We start from the raw sequence: 2,657 nt of genomic DNA, 5'->3' as shown, positions 1-2,657 counted from the left end.
GGTGAGGGGTGTCCAGTGGAGCTGGAAGAGATGGCGGGTGGTGAGGGAGGTGACGGTGGCGACGGGGGTTCCGTCAGGGTCGGTGAGGCTGATGGCGGTGGTGGTCGGTCCGGTGGGGTGCAGGCGGGCGCGCAGGGCGGTGGCTCCCGAAGCGTGCAGGCTCACGCCCTGCCAGGCGAAGGGCAGCTGCACCCCCGGTCCCTGACCGGTGTGGCTGGTCGGGTCGGTGCCGGCCAGGGCGTGCAGGGCGGCGTCGAACAGGGCCGGGTGCAGTCCAAAACGTGCGCCCTGGTCCTGGGCCTGGACGGGCAGTCCGACCTCGGCAAACACCTCTTCCTCGCGCTGCCACAGCGCACGCAGTCCCTGGAAGACAGGACCGTAACCGAACCCCTCCCCGGCCAGCTCCTCGTAGAAGCCCTCCAACGACACCGCAACAGCACCAACCGGCGGCCACACCCCCATGTCTGAGCCTGTCTGCTCAGTGGCCTTCTGCTCTACCGGCGTGACCACGCCGTCGGCATGCCGCAACCATGGTTCATCAAGAGCGTTCTCACTGCGCGAATACACCGTCACCGACCGTGCGCCCGAACCCTCGGGCGCGCCCACAACCACCTGAATCACGACAGCATCATGCTGTGAGAAGACGAGCGGGGCCTCAATAGTCAGTTCGTCGATAACGGGGCAACTCACCTCGTCGCCCGCGCGGATGGCCAGTTCGACGAAGCCGGTACCGGGGAACAGCACCGTGCCCATCACCGCATGGTCGGCCAGCCACGGATGAGTACGCACGGAAAGCCGCCCGTTGAACACCACACCCTCGGAATCGGCGAGTGCAACAGCAGCACTCAATAGCGGGTGGTCGGCGGTTTCCAGGCCTGCCTGTTCCACATCGACCGTGTCCTGGACGGCCTCCATCCAGTAGTGCTTGTGCTGGAAGGGGTAGGTGGGCAGGTCCACGAGATGGGCGGACCGGTCTGCGAAGAGAGCGGACCAGGTGACGGGCACACCCCGGGTATGTACGTCACCCAGGGCACGCAGCAGCTGGACTGCCTCGGGCCGGTCCCGGCGCAGGGCGGCAACCGCGTCCCCGTCCCGATCGGCCAAAGCGGTCAAGGTGGCGTCCGGGCCGATCTCCAGGAACGTGCTCACTCCTGCGGTGCGCAGGGCTTGCAGACCGTCGCCGAAGCGGACCGCTTCGCGGATGTGGCGTACCCAGTAGTCGGGTGTGCAGAGTTCTTCGGGGTCGGCGAGAGCACCGGTGAGGTTGGAGACCAACGGGATGGTGGGCGGGTGGTAGGTGATCTGTTCGGCCACCTCGCGGAAGGCGTCGAGTATGGGGTCCATCAGCGGGGAGTGGAAGGCGTGGGAGACGCGCAGGCGCCTGGTGTGCGCGAACCGCGCCGCGACCTGCACGACCGCCTCCTCCGCACCGGAGATCACCACCGCGTCGGGGCCGTTGACGGCCGCGATCGCCACCCGCTCCACACCCACGAGCGCGGCTGCGACGTCGTCTTCGGCGGCTCGTATGGCGATCATGGCGCCGCCGGTGGACAACGCCCCCATCAGCTGGCCCCGCGCCACCACCAGCGCACACGCATCCGCCAGGGAAAACACTCCTGCCAGGTGCGCAGCTGCCAGTTCACCGACCGAATGCCCGGCGACGAAGTCCGGCCGCACACCCCACGACTCCAGCAGCCGTCCCAGTGCGACTTCGAGTGCGAACAATGCCGGCTGCGCGAACTCGGTGTCGTTCAGGCGACCGTGATCTTTTGCCTCTTCCGCCGGCCACATGATGTCCTGCAGAGGCAGACCCAGCTCACCGATCACCTCGTCCAGAGCGCGGGCGAACACCGGAAAGGCGTCATACAACTCCCGCCCCATCCCCAGCCGCTGACTGCCCTGACCGGAACAGAGGAACGCCAATTTGCCCGGGCGGGCCGCGCCCACCACTGCGTTAGCCCCGCTGTGCCCCTCGGCGACCTGGACCAGTCCGTCCAGCAGCCCGGCACGATCGGCGGCAACGACCACGGCCCGGTGCTCCAGACCAGCACGGGTCGCGACCAGTGAGTACCCCACATCCACCGGGTCCAGGTCCTGCTCGGCGACATGGGCCACCACCCGCGCCGCCTGCTCCCGCAACGCCTCCCCCGTACGCGCCGACACCACCCACGGCACCACCGGCAGCGCCGGACCGGACCGCTCGGCCGTCTCGACGGTCTCCGTCTCCGCAGCCTCCTCAAGGATCAGGTGGGCGTTGGTGCCACTGATCCCGAAGGAGGAGACACCCGCCCGGCGCAGACGATCCTCGTCGCGCTCCCAGGGCTGGGCCTGAGTGAGCAGCTGCACCGCACCCGCCGACCAGTCCACATGCGGCGACGGCTCGCCCACATGCAGGGTCGGGGGCAGCAGGTCGTGGCGCATCGCCATGACCATCTTGATCACACCCGCCACCCCGGCCGCCGCCTGCGTGTGCCCGATGTTGGACTTGAGCGAGCCCAGCCACAGTGGCCGGCCCTCCGGCCGACCCTGCCCATAGGTGGCCAGCAGCGCCTGCGCCTCGATCGGATCACCCAAAGTGGTCCCCGTACCGTGCGCCTCCACCACATCCACATCCGCCACCGACAACCCCGCACCGGCCAGCGCCTGCCGGATCACCC

At 68.8% G+C, this 2,657-nt stretch carries 1 protein-coding gene; it reads right to left on the bottom strand.

What is annotated here, in order from left to right; translation table 11 throughout:
* Positions 1-2,657 (bottom strand): type I polyketide synthase (locus FGF04_RS32610; protein ID WP_149514991.1); only part of this gene is annotated, 2,657 nt, incomplete at both ends.

The sequence above is a fragment of the Streptomyces apricus genome, assembly GCF_008369065.1.
Lineage (GTDB): Bacteria > Actinomycetota > Actinomycetes > Streptomycetales > Streptomycetaceae > Streptomyces > Streptomyces apricus.
The sequence above is the reverse complement of the archived record's forward strand: the minus strand, read 5'-3'. Positions and strand labels throughout refer to the sequence as shown.